Below are 16,338 nucleotides of genomic sequence, written 5' to 3'. Positions count from 1 at the left end.
AGTTCTCCCCTCTCCTTCTCGGATCTCGTGCGGTGGCGGGTGTCAGCGGGTGATCTGGGGCAGGCCGGCGTCGATGGCGGCGTCGAAGTCGTCGTCGATGGCGACGACTTCGCGGTCGGCGGCGTCGAGCAGGGACGCGGCGACAGCGGCACGCATGCCGCCGGCGCAGTGCACCCACACCGTCCCTGGTGGCACCTCCGTGAGGCGACCGTGGAGCTCGTGGACGGGTATGTGCACGGAGCCCTCGATCCAGCCGTTCGCACGCTCGGAGTCGCGGCGTACGTCCAGGACCACCACCTCTCCGCTGCCGTGCGCGGCGAGCTCGGCGAAGGTGGAACGGGGGAAGGAAGCCGGAGCCTCTCCGGCGGGCAGCCAGGCTGTGGGGCCGCCGGTGGCGGCCGCGGCCGGCCGGTCGATGCCGACCCGCACCAGTTCGCGCTGAGCGGCGGCGAGCTGCTCGGCGGATTCGGCGAGCAGGGTGACCGGCTTGCCGCAGGGGATCATCCAGGCGAGGTAGGTGGCGATCTTGCCGTCGGCCTCGAAGTTGAACGACCCGGCCACGTGTCCTTCGGCGAACGCCACCCGGTTGCGCAGGTCGACGACCCATTCGCCGGCCGCGAGGCGGGCGGCGATCTCATGGGCGTCCGCGAGTGCGGGAGGGGTCAGGTCGAGCGGTGCGGGGCCCTCGGCGTTGGCCGGGCCCATGTGCGCGTAGTAGGCGGGTACGTCCTCCAGCCCGGCCAGCAGGGCCGCGACGAAGGTGTCCACGTCGACGGTGAGCGCGGTGTTGGCGCGCTTCTCCTTGCCGATCGTGGTCTCCTCCCCCTCGGACTGGGCCGAGGAGCAGAAGCTGCCGAAGCCGTGGGTGGGCAGCACCGCCGTCTCGTCGGGAAGATCGGAGGCCAGGCGGTGGGCCGAGGAGTGCTGGGCGCGGGCCAGCTGCTCGGTCAGCCGCGGCTCGACCAGGTCGGGCCGCCCCACTGTGCCGATCAGCAACGAACCCCCGGTGAAGACGACCACCGGCCGTCCCGCCTCATGCAGGGCGTAGGAGATGTGGTGCGGGGTGTGACCGGGGGTCGCGATCGCCTCCAGCGTCAGCCCGCTGCCGGGGTCGATGTCCGCGGTGTCGCCATCTGCCACAGGCACGCGGGCGAAGGCGACGCCGGCGTCGGCCGGTACGAGGTACTGGGCGCCGGTGATCCGGGCGAGTTCGAGGCCGCCGGTCACGTAGTCGTTGTGGATGTGGGTCTCCGCCACATGCGAGATCCGCACACCGCGCCGAGCGGCAGCGGTAAGTACCTGGTCGACGTCACGCGGCGGGTCCACGCCACGGCCGTGTGCTCACCGCCGGCCAGGTAACTGCGGTTGCCGAGACCTTTCAGCTCGATGGTGTCGACGAAGAACACGCGGGTACTCCTTTCGGATGAAAATTACCCCGGGGGGTATCTGTCTTCCACCGTAACACCAGTACCCCCGGGGGTATATTCGGATGAGCGGTCCGCCCCGCCCGGCGGACTCCGGGCGCATCTGCCCACCGAATGAGAAGAAGGAGAAACTGCCATGAACTACAGCCGCACCGTGCACGTGGACGGCGCCTTCGCGCAGACCGTGACTGCTGTGCGCGAGGCACTGGCTGAACAGGGCTTCGGGATCCTGACCGAGATCGACGTGCAGGCCACCTTGAAGGAAAAGCTGGGCCACGAGATGGAGGACTATCTGATCCTCGGCGCCTGCAACCCGCCTCTGGCACACCGGGCGATCGAGGCGGATCGCTCCATTGGCCTGCTGCTGCCCTGCAACGTCGTCGTCCGATCCGAGGGCGGACACATCACCGTCCAGGCCCTCGACCCCAACACCATGGTCACCCTGACCGGACGTGACGCCCTGAAGCCCGTCGCGGAAGAAGCCACCCGCCGACTGGACGCCGCCTTGTCCGCGCTCACCGACGGCGAGAAGTAACACAAGGCGCCGTCGCACTCTCGGAAGGCATCCCGCTCGGCAACCGGCCATGCGGCCGCATGGCGGGCCGTCCGTGTCCTGCTATCGGCGGGCACGGCGCCCCGCGCAGGAGTTCGCCTGTTCGTAGAGCTACCCGGCCAGCTGGGAATGGCCGTGATGCGGTGCCGTTGTTAGGTGCCTAGCGTGAACAAGTAGCGGAGCTTCTATTGCCCCGGTGGTCATCGCCCCTACGGAGCTATGAGGAAAACGCATGCGCCGCCTCTGAAGCAGAAAAAGGTGAACCGGCATGGCCGACCGCTCTCAGAAGGACCCCAGTGAACCCGGCGGCGACGCACGCGGCGACATCGGCAGACGTGTCGCCGCGCGCCGTGAACACCTGGGACTGACCAGAATGGAACTCGCGCTCCGTACCGGCTCCGCGCCCGGATACATCGAGTACGTAGAGACGAGGCCAGGCCCCCACGGGGCGAGCTTCATGCTGCGCTTGGCCAACGCGCTCGAGACGACCGTGAACGAACTCACGGGCGGCACGGTCGATCTACCTCCGGGGGTGGGGCGAGCGGCCTATCATCCCGAATTGGTCGAACTCGGTCAGGAGGATTGCTGGAAGCTGCTCGGCAGTCGCGGAGTGGGCCGTGTAGTCGTGAGCAGTGAGCAGGGACCAGCGGTCTTCCCGGTCAACTACATCTGCACCGAGGGAAGAATCGCCTACAGGACCTCGGTGGACTCCGGCCCCGCGGACGCGGCCGGGCACGAGACCGCCTTCGAGGTGGATCACATCGACGACGCTTTCAGTCGAGGGTGGAGCGTACTTGTTGTCGGTCGGGCGGGCACAGTCACCGAACCCGAGGTGGTGCGGCGGCTCGTAGCCTCGCACGGCTCCACCACGGCCTGGGCCGGCGGGCGGCGGGACCTCTGGATCGTGGTGACACCCAGCAGTGTGACCGGACGCCGCATTGTCGTGAGCGAACATTGAAGGCGGGCGCTTTCGCCCACCGGACCGTCACCGGACGGGACCGGCTGCGGCGACCATCTCGTCGAATCGGTGAACGCGACGGAAGTGACCCGGCGTGGCATCGGAACGATTGGGCAACCTACGGAAACGCGCGCGGGTACAGCGGCCCGTCGAATGTTCTGTACTGCGAGCAGTGGCTGATGAGAGCTATGTCATCCGGTTCACGACCGCGACGACTCCATCCGCGGCTTCGGCGCGGTGCGTCAGAATGTCACCTCGGCGCCAGTCGCCCAGTTGGCCTTCCAGGGTTACTACGCCGTTCAGTACGTGGACGTCGATTTTACTTGCCTCCCCCTTCATGGTTTCCATAAGCATCTGCTCAACTGTGCGGCGTATTTCACTGTCAGGGCGCAGCAGGAGTAGCAGTAGGTCTCTGCGCGTCACGATTCCGACGATCCTGTCGTGGTGGTCGACGACGGGTAGTCTGTCTATGAAATTTCGTGTCATCAGCAGGGCTGCGCCTGCCGCCGTGTCGTGCGGATGGATCGTCACTGCCGGGACCGACATAATCTGAGCAGCCGTTACCTTCATTTCTGACGACACGAAGCCAGAAGTATTTTGTTGGTGCAGAATCACCTGGTGCCGCAGGATATCGCTTTCCGAGACGACGCCGACCACCTTGTCCTCGTCGTCCAGTACAGGTAGTCCGCTGATGTCATGTTGTGCCAGCAATTTGGCTACCTCCTTGAAGGAAGTGGACGTAACAACCGACACGACCTCACGGGTCATCAAGTCTGCGACTTCAAGATTCTTCATGGGAGTATCACTACTTTCCTACAGTTCTTTTCGGGGGAAAGTGAAAGGCGCTGAGGTTTTGGTGTGCCCCGACAGAGTTCATGTAGTGGCCTTTCGGTGGGCAGCCGGTCGCATGACTGTTCTCAGCGCACCGGATTGAACCGCGGTGGACGCAGTTTCATATACCGCCCTTATGTCTCCGAGGTCGCACTTGTCCGTGATGATTCGCGATAGAGCGGCCATGTGCTCGGGGGTGAGCACATCGAGGAGCCACGCGGTGGAAGAGGTGTTGACCTGACCTGTGCTGATGGTGATGTTCTTTTGCCAGAGCTCTTCGAGGTGCAGCGTGACCGGTGCTCCGTGCATGCCTATATTTGCGATATGCCCGCCTGAGCGTACGACGCGCGTGCACAGTACGAAACTCTCTGGACTTCCCGCCGCCTCTATCACCACATCAGCTCCCGGACTGTCGGACAGGTCTGCAATGAGCCGTCCTGGGAGTTCGGCTTCATCCGCGCCGACCCTGGTAGCCGCAGCCAGCCGTGCCGGCGAGAGATCGACCGAGATTATTCGGGCGGGGGAGTAGATTCCCGCGATAACCAGCGCCGACAGACCGACAGGTCCCGCTCCTACCACTACGACTACGGCTCCTGGGCGCACCTTTCCGTTGCGTACCCCAAGTTCGAAGGCGGCGGGCAGAACCTCTGAGAACAGGACGGCAGTATCTCGGTCCATCGCGTACGGGAGCTTCTGGGTCGAATGGTCCGCGAACGGGACCCGGACGAACTCTGCTTGGGTTCCGTTCACTTCATGTCCCAGGAGCCACCCTCCCCCTTGCGTGCACTGGCCGTACATACCGTCGTGGCACGACATGCAGTGACCGCAGGAGGAAATGGACGACAGTACCACTTCGTCTCCCGAGACCACATTGTGCACCTCGGATCCCACTTCCATTATCTCGCCGACAGCTTCGTGCCCCAGGATTGTCCCTGGGCGCACGTCCGGTACTTTTCCTTGTAGAGCGTGCAGATCACCCACGCATACGGTCGTGGAATCAACCCGTACCAGCGCATCCGTGGGCTGCTCAATTTTCGGGTCTTCTACGGATTCCCAGGATCCTTGACCAGGCCCGTGATAAACGAATGCGTGCACTGTTCTCACTCCCTCTTTTCGGGCTGAGATCAATCGAGAGGTTGCTCGTTTCATTGTCTTCTTTTTTATTGTTTTTCCGCCTCCACGCGACGGTTCAGACCCTCACCTCCCTGTCGTCGTCCTTTTCGCCTGCGTCGTGATGTGCGGCGCAGCTCGTCGGTCCCCCACACGAGCACAGGAAACGACATAATAATGAGAACCACATCGAAAGGAAGCGATGTCGTGCCGAATATGCCCTGCAGGGGAGGCAAGTAGATCAAGGCGCTGGTGAAGGCAAGTTCGAAGGCGATTCCCGCGAGCAGGCGAGGGTTGGTCCAAAGTCCGATAGCTTTCAGGGATGCGTGATCCGTGCGGGCCGCAAAGGCGGTGCCGACCTGGCACATGACAATTCCTGCGAAGGTGGCAGTGGTCGCTGTGATGTATGCGTCATGAAGTTCGCTGCCCGGTGCGGTTGATGCTCCCGGGTGCCATTCGGAACGCCACAGCACGTAAAAGAAGGCGCCCATACAAAGGGCGGCGGAAACTATGCCGAGATATCCCCAGCTGCGGATGAGCATGTCGCGCGATATGACGCTCTGCGTTCCCTTGCGAGGCGGTCTGTTCATGATGCCGGGCTCGGCGCGTTCACGTCCTAGAGCCAAGGCAGGCAGAGTTTCCGTACCCAGGTCGATGGCGAGAATCTGAAGGACCGTCAAGGGGAGCGGCACGGCGCCGCCGGAGAGGGCGAAAACTGCGAACGGAACAACTTCTGGGATCAAATGCGCGAATATGTAGACAATGAACTTACGCACATTGTCGTACACTCGACGCCCCGACTGAATAGCCTCTACTATGGTGGCGAAATTGTCGTCGGTGAGTACCATGGTGGCTGCTTCACGGGCAACATCGGTTCCTGAAAGGCCCATTGCCACGCCGATATGGGCGCGATGCAGTGCGGGAGCGTCATTCACACCATCGCCGGTCATCGCGACGATCTGACCGTGGTGGCGCAGGGTGTCGGCGATCCTCAGCTTGGTTTCGGGTGACGACCGGGCGAAGACCAGCTCCGCGCCGGCGTTCTGGCCCAACAGCTCATCGAGCTGCTGCTCGGTGACTGACTCCGCTTCGGGAACCACATGAAGCTCGGGTTGTCCGATGCCCACCTGCCGAGCCACGGCTGCCGCCGTGGAGCCGTTGTCACCGGTGACGATGTGGATTTTGAGCCCTGCATCGTGGCAGCGCCTTACAGCCCCTTCCACCTCTGGCCTCGGAGGGTCGTACAAGCCGACCAGTCCCAGGAGGGTGACCCCGGCTTCCGCTTCATCGCGGCTGGGTGGCAGAGCGGCAGGTGAGAGATCACGTGTGGCGACCGCCAGCACACGCATTCCACTGCTGGCCATATCTTCTGCCGCCGCCCTGGCTTGACGGACACCTTCGGCAACTGTCTCGTTCTCCTGGCGGGCGATTCGGGCGAGTACGGCTTCGGGCGCACCCTTGGTGATGAGCAGGAGGCGGTCACCGCGCCCACCGTCGGAGGTGATGACGCTCATGAGCCTCAGCCGTGGTGAGAATCTGTAGAGAATCCGTCTGCGCCCGTCTCGCTCCCTGAAGTCAGGTGCGACGTCCAGATCAACAGCGTCCGCGAAGAGCGCTGTCTCTGTGGCGTCGCCACGAAGATCCCCGTCTTCGCCCTGGCTGACTGTCGTGCACTCCGCCATCCGGCGCGCCAGAATCCTCGTACTCGCTTCCTTGTCCGTGCCGTCTCCGGGAGTCCACAGGCGCTGGACCCGCATGTGGTTCTGCGTCAGCGTGCCTGTCTTGTCCGTGCAAATGACGTTGGTGGAACCCAGCGTCTCGACCGCGCTCAGCCGTTTCACCACGGCGCCCTGCCGTGCGAGTGACCGAACCCCGACGGCCAGGGCAAGGGTGATGATGGGCAGGAGTCCTTCAGGGACGTTGGCGACCAACAGCCCGATGGCGAATGTGAGGGAGTCGGCGAGTGGTAGACCCACCGCCACGCCCGTCAGGAGGAACAGCACCCCCATCACGACGGCCGCTGCGGCTATGAACCACGCCACCCTCTTGACCTGGCTCTCCAACGGGCTCTGCTCGCGACGGCCACGCTGACTGAGCGCAGCGATGCGGCCCAGCTCCGTCCGGCTGCCCGTCGCATAGACAATGGCCCGCGCTTGACCACCCGTACAGATCGTGCCACTGAAAACCAGGTCAGGCTCTTGGAGCAGCGGAGCATCCTGAACCGCCGGTCCCGCAAGACGCTCGACGGGCGCCGACTCCCCGGTCAGCATCGACAGATCTGCCTCGATTCCACCCTCCGTCAATCGAGCGTCGGCGGGAATCTTGTTCCCTTCGTCGAGCACGATGAGATCGCCAGGGACCAACGCGTGTGCCTCGATGTTCTGCTCCTGGCCGTCCCTGACCACCTCGGCATGCTCGGGCAGGTACTGAGCGAGAGTCTCCACCGCGCGCTCGGCCTGCCGTTCCTGCATCAGAGCGAAGCCCGCGTTCACCAGGATCACCGCGATGATGGCCCACCCCAGGACAGCGAGGCCGGCCAAGAAGGCCAGCACGGCAGCTGCCCACAACAACAGGGCCAATGGGTGCGCCAGCTGCCGGACGACCTCCCGACCCAGAGACGTACCGGACGTGGGGCGGACTTCGTTGGCCCCGTATATGGCCAACCGTCTCTCAGCCTCTCGGTCTGACAACCCTTGATCGCCCGTTCTCAGCTCACGTCGGAGACTCGGCAGCGATTCCCTCGGATCGGGGCCCGTTTCCACGGGAGACTCCGACTCTTGTCCGTGAGCCACGGGAACCTCCAAGCGTCATCCGGGCGGTTTCGACGGCCAGTGAGTCGCACATTCCGGAATGGGTTGTCCCCTCCTGCGTCGCACCAGGACTCCGCGTAACACCAGGACGAAGCCCCTCACGAAGGCCCGCCGGAGCCTTCCGCGGGATACCTCGTCGTCAGTGTCGGTCCGCGCATCTTCCTGGCCGAGAGACATATGGGGCAACGTGACGGGACGTTTGGTCCCTTGCTGTCGGTAGAGCGGGCTCTTGTTCGAGAATCATGGTCTATAAGGGCCCGGTCGGCCCTCTTCGGTGCCTCGAATGGCCCTTCTTCCTGTGCGGACGCACCCGGAAGCTTGATGGTGCCCCTCAGTCGCATGCTGCGTCACTGACGTTTCCCAACAAGGTTGTACGAAGGTGGTGACGTGTGGTGACCCAACGCGTGATGGTTGCCTACGCGACAAAGTACGGATCGACAGCCGAGATCGCCGAAGTCGTCGCTGCGACACTGAGAAACGAAGGGATCGATGCCGAGGCGGCACCTGCATCGAAAGTGACTGACATAGGCCCCTACAGTGCGGTGATCCTGGGCAGTGCCCTGTACATGGGCCGTTGGCTCCGAGACGCCAGACGGTTCGTGCGACGCCACCAAAGGGCTCTGCGTGAACGGGCAGTGTGGGTGTTCAGCAGTGGGCCCCTGGATCCTTCGGCTTCAGAAAGAGACATTGGACCCGTGCCGAGCGCGGGCAGGGCGATGTGCAGGATCCACGCCCGCGAACATGTGACCTTCGGGGGACGACTTGAGGCCGGAGCCAAAGGGCGCGTGGCGAGGATGATCCTTGAGGAAGACCGGGGCGGTGACTTCCGCGACTTCGACGCCATCACCACATGGGCTACCGCTACCGCCGCCGAAATCAAGGCACTGCGAGAGGGATCGTGACTCATGGCGGGCGCGATCTGGAGCCACCAATGGCGCAAGCACCCGTTGCGGCGCACCGTCGACGCCGTCGAGGCACGCCTGCTCCTTCTCCTGTGTGCCGTTGTGTTCGCGTGCGCCTCGGCTATCGGGATGATCAGCGGCTCAGCAGCTCACGAATACGAGCAGTCGGTTGCGTCGCAACAGCGGGCCGCTCGCCAACAGGTGAGCGCGGAGGTGCTGAGGGACGCCGCCAAATCTTCCCCGTGGGCCGACGAGGCGGGACGCTCTGCACTCGTACCCGTTCCGGTCCGCTGGGTGACCGCCGACGGTGCAGATGCCAGAGGGAGCGCCCTGGTTGCCCCAGGAACCAAGGGTGGAGAACGAACGAGCCTGTGGCTCGACCGTCGAGGTCATGTCACCTCAGCACCTGCCGATGAGCGCGACATCTGGGTGGCGGCACTGATCGCCGGAGCGGGGGGTGCCGCCGCGGCAGTCGGTGGCGGTGCTGTGGCGGCGATCGGGATACGAATCATGTGCAACCGTTGCCGCGCGGCCGGCTGGGAAGCCGAGTGGAGCCGAGTGGAGCCTGACTGGAGCCGCCGTGCTTGAACTCCGCAGGCTGACACCGCCCGCCCGCCGGCCGTTGCTGATGAAGGGAGTCTCTGATGACGCACTCGCCGCACACCGTGAGTGACCTCATGACACACACGGCCATAGCTGTGGGCAGCGATGCCTCCTACAAGGAGATCGTGCAGCTCATGAACCAATGGAAGGTCAGCGCCCTACCTGTGCTGGCGGGTGAGGGCCGTGTCATCGGGGTGGTCTCCGAAGCGGACCTCCTGCCCAAGGAGGAGAACCGTCCGGACGGTGGGCCGGCGCCCGGGCATGCGCCGACTGATCCCGCAAAGGCCGATGCAGTGTGCGCGGAGCAACTCATGTCGAGCCCGGCCATTACCGTGCACGCGGATGCGCCCATAGGCGAAGCTGCAAGAATCATGGCGCGACGAAGGGTGAAGCGCCTGCCCGTGGTGGACGGCGTCGGCCTGCTGGAAGGGGTCGTCAGCCGAGGGGATCTCCTCAAGGTCTTCCTGCGCTCCGACGAAGAGATCGCCGACGAAGCCACGACCGTCATCTCTCAACTCCCCGATGCCGCCGATCTGCAGGTGCGGGTCGCCGACGGAGTGGTCACCTTGGGAGGAAGTCTGGCCGACCGGGCCCTGGTACCGCTCGTCGCCCGCGCCGTCAGGGCTGTGGAAGGTGTTGTGGACATCCGTCTCGATCTCCGACAAGGATGAGGGAGCGGCCACTGTCCAAGTCCGACGGGCGGCGGCAAGCGGGCGATGGAGCCACGATGGCGTCAAACGGCTGTGTTCTGCACCCTCTCGGATCTCTCACCGGGAACTGTGATCACTGGACACTCTGCTCGGTGCAGAAGCCCGTGTGGCACCGAGCCCAGCCGCATACCCGTGTATCCGCCGTGGCCACGCCTTCCGACTACGACGGCAAGCGCGTCGGAGGATGCTCGAGCAAGCTCCTCCACCGGATGCCCGCGGGACACGTTTCGGGTCACGTTCACAGCCGGGTATCTGGCTGACCATCCCGCGACCGCTTCCTCAAGGAGCCGTGCTCGCTCCTCCATGCCGGTCTCTGCCGCGCTCAGGGAGATTGCCGGGCGCGGCCATACCCACAGGGCGAGTACGGACGCGTGACGCAGGCTTGCCTCCTCGAACGCGAACTTCACGGCTCCCTGTGAAGACGGGCTTCCATCGACACCTACCACGAGGCAGGCAGAGATGTTCGCTGTGTGTTCGGGAGCGCGCACAACCACGACGGGGCAGTCAGCTTGGGCGCTGAGGGGCACGGCCACCGAACGTGTGCTGAGGATCTCCGCCGGGACGCTCAGCCGCCGTGAGCCCACCACCACCATGCCCGTGAGGGCAGTCGCTTCGCGGCACAGAACCACCGCCGGCCGGCCGTCGACGAGTTCTGTCGTCACACATGCCTTGGGAGAGAGGCGAGATATCGTCTCACTCGCAGCGTCCAGCGCTTCCCGACCTCGCGCTCGCAGGAACATGTGTTGTGGTGTCGAGTCCACGTGCTGGGTGTCATGCAGCGGTGGGACCGCGAGCACAAGCCGCAGTGCGAGGTTTCTGCGATCAGCCTCGCCGGCAGCCCAGGCGAGCGTAGGTACCGAGGGATCACCGGGGTCGACGCCCACAACAATCTCCTGGTCCCGGCTGAGGGGCGTCATACGTCCTCCTCGGCCCGGCGTCGCGGCCAGATCTGCACCGGGCAGTGAGAGTGGTGCAGCAAGGCGTGGGCGACACGGCCGGGGCTCGGTCTGGGGGAGTAGAGGTGTCGTTGCCCTCCCATGACCATGAGATCGCAATGACGACTCGCGTCGACGAGTACTCCCGCTGCGGATCTGCACGCCACTACCTCAGCGGTGACCTTCGTTCCAGGGAATGCCAGCTCCAGTGCTACTGCGAGTTCCGTCAGCGACTGTTCCTCGAGGAGGAGCGACGGTGGCTCGTCGGGCGATCGTGCTGTGCCGATTGCCCGCGCGAGGATGTCCCTCACGCCGACGAGCTTCAGGTCCGCTCCTTGAAGTTGCGCTTGCCGCGCGGCATGGTCCATCCAGTCCCTGTCCGTGGTGCCCCGGACAGCAGCCGTGACACGCTTGGTCCTCGACCATTCGGAATTACCCCGTACGACCACGACAGGCACCGTGGCGCCGGCCGTCACCCCCAGGCTGACAGAACCGAGCATGAGTGCACTGAAGCCACCGCGGCCGCGGCTTCCGACAACGATGGAGTCGTGCGGGCCGGCTTCATCGTGAAGAGCCGAGACCGGCCTCTTGCGACTCAGCCTCCTCGTAACGTCGAGTGATGGGAACCGGTTCAGTACCGCTGCTTCGGTTTCGAGGAGAAGTTCGCGCCCCGCTTCACGGAGGCCTTCCACCGTCTCGAATGATGCGAACCGCGCGACGCGGTCCAGGTCGGCTGCGTAGAGGATGCACAGCGGCAGCCGGCCGGCGTCGGCCTGGGCCGCGGCCCACAGCGCGGCGCGTTCGCCCTGTTCGGAACCGTCTATGCCGACGACGACCTTTGCCGGTCTCGCCACATGGGACGTCGCAGTTCTCATATGCGCTCCTAGACCGATTCGTGACCAGTGTGCGGCACCAGAGATGCGGGCGGCGGGGCCACGAGGGCCGAGTCAGGGACCAAAGGGCCCCTGACGTCCACTGATCCAGGCGTCCCGAGGTGCCCCACTCGGCCCTTCACGAGGACTGTCCGTCCGCGGAACCCTGGTGGCGTGCAGCAGTCCCACTTCCGGGAGTGCTGGTCCGCCCTTCGAGAAGAAGCGGTAAGCAGATGTCGCAGGCCACAACCACGGATCTGTACGAAGCGTCGATGGCGCTCGTCTACCTGCGCGAGGACATGACGAAGGACGCGACCTTCAGTCTCTTCGTCCGTGATCTCCCGCCCGGGCGTGGGTTCCTCGTCAGCGCGGGGCTGGAGCCGGTTCTCGATTTCCTGGCCGACTTCCGCGTCACTCCGGACGACGCGCGGGACTTCGCTACGGCTCTCGGATGCGATCGGCACGACGTGCAACCGCTCATCGGCCTAGGTTTCGAGGGCGAGGTCAGAGCTGTGCCGGAAGGACGAATAGTCCTGCCCGGAGAGCCACTGCTCGAGGTCACTGCACCATTGCCCCAGGCACAACTCGTGGAGACGTGGCTGCTGAGCCAGGTCAGCCATCAGACGACCGTCGCGTCCAAGGCGGCGCGGTCCGTACTCGCCGCGGACGGCCACCCTGTCATCGACTTCTCACTGCGCCGGACACATGGGGCGGAGGCCGGAATGCAGGCGGCCCGGGTCAGCACCATGGTGGGCTTCGCCGGCACCAGCAACGTTGCTGCGGCTCTCCGGTGGAAGGTGCGTGCCTCCGGCACGATGGCGCATTCGTACATCGAAGCCTTCGGGGACGAGGACGCGGCCTTCATGGCCTTCGCACAGAGCCGCCCAGGCCCCGTCACCTTCCTGGTCGACACCTATGACACGCCAGAGGGCGTCATAACGGCAGCCCACGTTCTGAACACCCTGCAGCGGGGCTCTGGCTCCGCGATCCGCATCGACAGCGGTGACCTGGCGGATCTCGCTCGGCAGTCCCGCGTGATCCTGGACGAGGCGGATCTTCGAGACGTCGGCATCATCGTGAGCGGGGGACTCGACGAGTACGGGATCGACCACTTGGTGCGTTCTGGTGCACCTATCGACGTGTACGCCGTCGGAACCAAGGTGGGCACTTCCTCCGACGCTCCGTATCTGGATTCAGCCTACAAGTTGGTGGAGTACGACGGCGAGCCGGTCATGAAGCTCTCTGCCGCCAAAGTCACAGCGCCAGGCCGTAAGCAGGTCATGCGCGCGGACGGGGTGGACGACGTGATCGCCCTGGCGGACGAGCGGTTGCCCGAGGGCCGGGAGCCCCTGTTGCGGAGAGTCATGTCAGCAGGTCGGCGTACAGGCGCGCCCGACACCCTTGTGGCGGCTCACGACCGGTATCTCAGGGACCTGGGTGCTCTCCCGCAGCAAGCACGCCGAGTGCGGGACCCGGTGCCGCCGGTTCCCGGTGTGTCCTCCCGGCTCGCACGGCTGACGGATGAGGTTCGGCGCCACCTCGAGGAGGGTGTTGAGGGACGGGCGAAGCGGCGCCGCGCTGCGATCGCGGGGCTCCCTTGAATCTCCGCGAACCGGCGGCAGAGGACCGCAACCAGGAGCGTGTCTCCCCGCCGATCCGGGATACATCGACCGATCCCGCGCCAATAGGAGGGCAACATGCCAGGCAATGTGACTGTAGGTGTAGACGGAAGTCCCGAAAGTCTCGCCGCCCTTGACTGGGCCGCTGCCGAGGCGGTCCTGCGCGAGGTCCCCCTTCGCATCGTCCACATTCAGGACTGGCCTATTCCACCCGCCTACATCGAGCACGTCGAGACGTGGCCCTCTTCTTCTGCGGTGCCTGAGAGTTCGGAGCGGTTCCGAAGGTACGAGGAGTTGCTTCAGCGGGCAGCCGCAACGGCACAGCAGAGCCACCCCGGTCTGACCGTCACAGCAGAGAACCTGGCCGGCGTAGGGCTCGCCTCGTCAGCCCTCCTGGCCGAGGCAGAGACGCCGGGAAGTGTCGACCTGCTCGTGCTGGGGTCGAAGGGCCTTGACAGCTTCACCGGCTTCGTCATCGGCACTACGTCCCTGCCTGTGGCCGCAGCGTCGGAGAGGCCAGTAGTGCTCGTTCGCAGCCAGGCACCCCGCTCCGGGCAACCGGAGGCTCACACCGAGGCGGCGACCGGTCGACTGGTTCTGGGCGTCGACCTCAAGGGTGCGGAGGCCAATGAAGCCGTGCTGGAATTCGGCTTTATCGAAGCGGCCAGGAGGAATTCTCATCTTCAGATCCTGCACGCCTGGTCACTGCCGCCCATGTACGCCTACGCCGAAACCGCCGATCCCGGCATAGGTGAGGAGCTCGCCGGCAACATAGCGAGCAGCCTGGACCGCCTTGTGGAGCCGTGGCGGCAACGCTTCCCGGGCGTATCAGTTCAGACGAAAGCCGTTGTGGGAGCACCCGGGGCGGAACTCGTGTACGCCTCGCCCACCGCCGACCTGCTGATTGTGGGACGTCGCAAGCGACCGCTCCCCGTCGGACCCCGACTCGGGCACGTGGCGCACGCGGTGATCCATCACGCCACGTCCCCGGTCGCCGTGGTTCCGCACCCGTGAGGACGCGCCAGGTCCAGGAAGGAGCCCTGATGTCCGCACAACGGGCCTCTGTCGAATCGGTGACCGCCTGGGTCAGCGATGCGACGATGGCCCCTTCCATGCACAATGCCCAGCCCTGGCGGTTTCGCTACATGCCGGCGGTCGGTGTCCTGCAGCTTCGTATGGACAGGACGCGCTCCATGCCACGTACCGACTCAACCAACCGCGGCATGCACCTCAGCTGCGGCGCCGCACTCTTCAATCTCCGCGTGGCCGCGGCACGAGCAGGGTGGTCCGCTCGACTCACTCTGCTGCCCGACCCGGAGGAGCCCGCACTGCTCGCAACCGTCGAATTCACGGAATCTGCAGAAATCGACAAAGCGTCCGAATTGTATCCGGCGATCGGCAGGCGCCGAAGTAGCCGTGAACCCTTCGCCGACGAGCCGGTTCCGGACGCTTTGCTTGGCGCGCTCAGCGGTGCGGCGCGGTCCGAGGGCGCAAACCTGTCGGTCCTCGGCGAATGGCAGGTGGATGCCGTACTCGATCTCGTCGCGGAAGCCCAGCAGGACGAGTCGGTGTCTCCCGAAGCCCGTGAAGAACTTGCGCGATGGACGGCGAGCGGAGCCGGAGAAGCCGACGGGATTCCTGTCCAGGCCTTCGGGCCGCACCGCTACGACGGCCGCGCCCCGGTAAGGGATTTCGCCCTGGGGCGTCCAGTACCCGAACGCCGCTCCGCGATCTTTGAGTCCCACCCTTGCCTCGCGGTACTCGCAACAGCTCAGGACCGCCCGCAGGACTGGCTCCTGGCCGGACAGGCCATGGAGCGCGTGCTTCTGCAAGCAGCCCTGGACGGGCTGTCCACCTCTCTGAATTCTCAAGCCCTCGAACGGCCGGAGCTCCGATGGCTGCTGCGTGACCCTCGTTCCGCGTCGGCCGCAGCATGTCCACAGATGCTGCTCCGGCTGGGCTACGGCCCCGTCGTCCCCTCCACCCCGCGGCGAGCGGTGAGCGACGTACTGGATGTAGAAGGGTAGAGCTCAGCCCTCGGCTTAGTTGTGAGGGACAACCGCCACTGGCGACGCCGTGTGGTGCAGTACCGAGTGGATGACCGGCCCGACGTGGCCTCCCAGGCGCGTGGTGCGGTGCCGCAAGCCCACGACGACCAGCCTGGCCTGGTCCGAAGCCTCGACGAGGTCCTGCGCCGGGTGCCCCTGCACACACTCCCGGCGCACAGGGACGTGAGGGTACTCTTCGGTCCACGATGCCAGTGCCGCCACCAGTTCTCGCTGCCGCTCGGCGGCTGTCTGCGCCATCAGCGTAGGTATGACGTCGGTCGAGCCGGGCCCGAACACCGGCGGCAGGGACCAGCTGTGAACCACTTCCAGCCCGCACCGGTACCGATCGGCTGCGGCGAAGGCGAAGCTCAGTACCTCCGCGCTCGCGTCCGGGAGGTCCAGCCCGACGACCACCTCACCGGCTGCGCGGATCGGTGCTGTGTCCTCGGCCGGCCGGGCTCTGACCAGGACCAGGGGGCACCTCACGCAGCCCAGGACTGCCAAGGAGACGGAGCCGGCGACGAATCCCTTGACGCCACCGAGTCCTCGAGAGCCGAGAACCAGGAGTTCGGACCGTTGGCTCTCCCTGCTCAGCTCGTCCACCGGGGACCCTGATACGTGTTGTGTCTCGATCTGCACGTGCGGATGTGTCAGGCGTACATGTTCGGCGGCCTCGTGGAGTACTGCCTCCGTGGAGCGCTGTTGTGTCTCCGTGGCCCCATAGTCGGCGCCTGGGGGTGTCTCGTCATTCCACACATGCACCAGGCGCAGCGGACACGTGCGGACAGCGGCTTCCTCAGCTGCCCAGTCAGCGGCTGCCAGGCTCTCCTGCGAGCCGTCGATTCCGGCAGTGACGATGCGGCTCATGGTTCGCTCCTCACGAGAACAACGCTCTGCCCCCAGCCTTGCTCACCTCGACGGCCCGCAGCAGGGCCGGAAGGGCACCCCAACGGGCCGGTCGGT

14 protein-coding genes and 1 pseudogene are annotated in these 16,338 nt (G+C 65.3%); 8 read left to right on the top strand and 7 right to left on the bottom strand.

Translation table 11 applies throughout. The features are described 5' to 3' along the window. Window positions 1-42: 42 nt before the first annotated feature. Window positions 43-1,406: pseudogene (locus tag OG206_RS01010) on the bottom strand (rhodanese-like domain-containing protein). A 154-nt stretch (window positions 1,407-1,560) separates the two neighbouring features. Here OG206_RS01010 and OG206_RS01005 point away from each other — a divergent pair. Both OG206_RS01005 and OG206_RS01000 read left to right on the top strand, forming a co-directional pair. Next, window positions 1,561-1,959 carry a DUF302 domain-containing protein gene (locus tag OG206_RS01005; RefSeq protein WP_327111168.1) on the top strand — a complete coding sequence of 133 codons (399 nt, stop codon included), beginning with the start codon at window positions 1,561-1,563 and terminating at the stop codon, window positions 1,957-1,959. 286 nt (window positions 1,960-2,245) lie between these two features. Continuing rightward, window positions 2,246-2,935, top strand: a complete 690-nt coding sequence (locus OG206_RS01000) for a helix-turn-helix domain-containing protein (RefSeq protein ID WP_327111166.1) — start codon at window positions 2,246-2,248, stop codon at window positions 2,933-2,935. A gap of 186 nt (window positions 2,936-3,121) precedes the next feature. On the opposite strand, the gene OG206_RS00995 is transcribed toward OG206_RS01000, so the two are convergent. The 3 genes from OG206_RS00995 to OG206_RS00985 all read right to left on the bottom strand — a co-directional run bounded on the left by OG206_RS00995 (window position 3,122) and on the right by OG206_RS00985 (window position 7,638). Continuing rightward, window positions 3,122-3,730 carry a CBS domain-containing protein gene (locus tag OG206_RS00995; protein WP_327111164.1) on the bottom strand — a complete coding sequence of 203 codons (609 nt, stop codon included), beginning with the start codon at window positions 3,728-3,730 and terminating at the stop codon, window positions 3,122-3,124. Between the two features lie 78 nt (window positions 3,731-3,808). Beyond that, entirely contained in the window at window positions 3,809-4,861 is a 1,053-nt protein-coding gene (locus tag OG206_RS00990) for an alcohol dehydrogenase catalytic domain-containing protein (protein ID WP_327111162.1), read from the bottom strand. 65 nt (window positions 4,862-4,926) lie between these two features. Further along, complete coding sequence (locus tag OG206_RS00985; protein WP_327111160.1) at window positions 4,927-7,638, bottom strand: cation-translocating P-type ATPase; 2,712 nt, start codon at window positions 7,636-7,638, stop codon at window positions 4,927-4,929. 440 nt (window positions 7,639-8,078) lie between these two features. Between OG206_RS00985 and OG206_RS00980 the strand changes: the two genes are divergently transcribed. The 3 genes from OG206_RS00980 to OG206_RS00970 are packed head-to-tail and all read left to right on the top strand — an operon-like array spanning window position 8,079 to window position 9,862. Further along, complete coding sequence (locus OG206_RS00980) at window positions 8,079-8,588, top strand: flavodoxin domain-containing protein (RefSeq protein ID WP_327122146.1); 510 nt, start codon at window positions 8,079-8,081, stop codon at window positions 8,586-8,588. Between the two features lie 3 nt (window positions 8,589-8,591). Beyond that, window positions 8,592-9,176: an Rv1733c family protein gene (locus OG206_RS00975; RefSeq protein ID WP_327111158.1), complete on the top strand. Its 585-nt coding sequence runs from the start codon at window positions 8,592-8,594 to the stop codon at window positions 9,174-9,176. 56 nt (window positions 9,177-9,232) lie between these two features. Beyond that, window positions 9,233-9,862, top strand: a complete 630-nt coding sequence (locus tag OG206_RS00970) for a CBS domain-containing protein (RefSeq protein ID WP_327111156.1) — start codon at window positions 9,233-9,235, stop codon at window positions 9,860-9,862. Between the two features lie 62 nt (window positions 9,863-9,924). On the opposite strand, the gene OG206_RS00965 is transcribed toward OG206_RS00970, so the two are convergent. Together OG206_RS00965 and OG206_RS00960 are read right to left on the bottom strand one after the other, a co-directional pair. Then, entirely contained in the window at window positions 9,925-10,818 is an 894-nt protein-coding gene (locus OG206_RS00965; protein WP_327111154.1) for a universal stress protein, read from the bottom strand. Beyond that, window positions 10,815-11,711: a universal stress protein gene (locus OG206_RS00960; protein WP_327111152.1), complete on the bottom strand. Its 897-nt coding sequence runs from the start codon at window positions 11,709-11,711 to the stop codon at window positions 10,815-10,817. The genes OG206_RS00965 and OG206_RS00960 overlap by 4 nt, the downstream gene beginning before the upstream one ends. Before the next feature lie 230 nt (window positions 11,712-11,941). Between OG206_RS00960 and OG206_RS00955 the strand changes: the two genes are divergently transcribed. From OG206_RS00955 to OG206_RS00945, 3 genes are all read left to right on the top strand, one after another. Continuing rightward, entirely contained in the window at window positions 11,942-13,309 is a 1,368-nt protein-coding gene (locus OG206_RS00955; RefSeq protein ID WP_327111150.1) for a nicotinate phosphoribosyltransferase, read from the top strand. A 96-nt stretch (window positions 13,310-13,405) separates the two neighbouring features. Beyond that, entirely contained in the window at window positions 13,406-14,341 is a 936-nt protein-coding gene (locus OG206_RS00950; RefSeq protein ID WP_327111148.1) for a universal stress protein, read from the top strand. 29 nt (window positions 14,342-14,370) lie between these two features. Next, the gene (locus OG206_RS00945; RefSeq protein ID WP_327111146.1) at window positions 14,371-15,354 is read left to right on the top strand and encodes an Acg family FMN-binding oxidoreductase; all 984 of its coding nucleotides are present in this window, start codon (window positions 14,371-14,373) and stop codon (window positions 15,352-15,354) included. A 15-nt stretch (window positions 15,355-15,369) separates the two neighbouring features. Here the strand turns inward: OG206_RS00945 and OG206_RS00940 are convergent, their stop codons facing one another. Then, window positions 15,370-16,242: a universal stress protein gene (locus OG206_RS00940; protein WP_327111144.1), complete on the bottom strand. Its 873-nt coding sequence runs from the start codon at window positions 16,240-16,242 to the stop codon at window positions 15,370-15,372. Between the last annotated feature and the right edge of the window lie 96 nt (window positions 16,243-16,338).

It is taken from the genome of Streptomyces sp. NBC_01341 (assembly GCF_035946055.1).
In the GTDB taxonomy this organism is placed as follows: Bacteria; Actinomycetota; Actinomycetes; order Streptomycetales; family Streptomycetaceae; genus Streptomyces.
The sequence above is the reverse complement of the archived record's forward strand: the minus strand, read 5'-3'. Positions and strand labels throughout refer to the sequence as shown.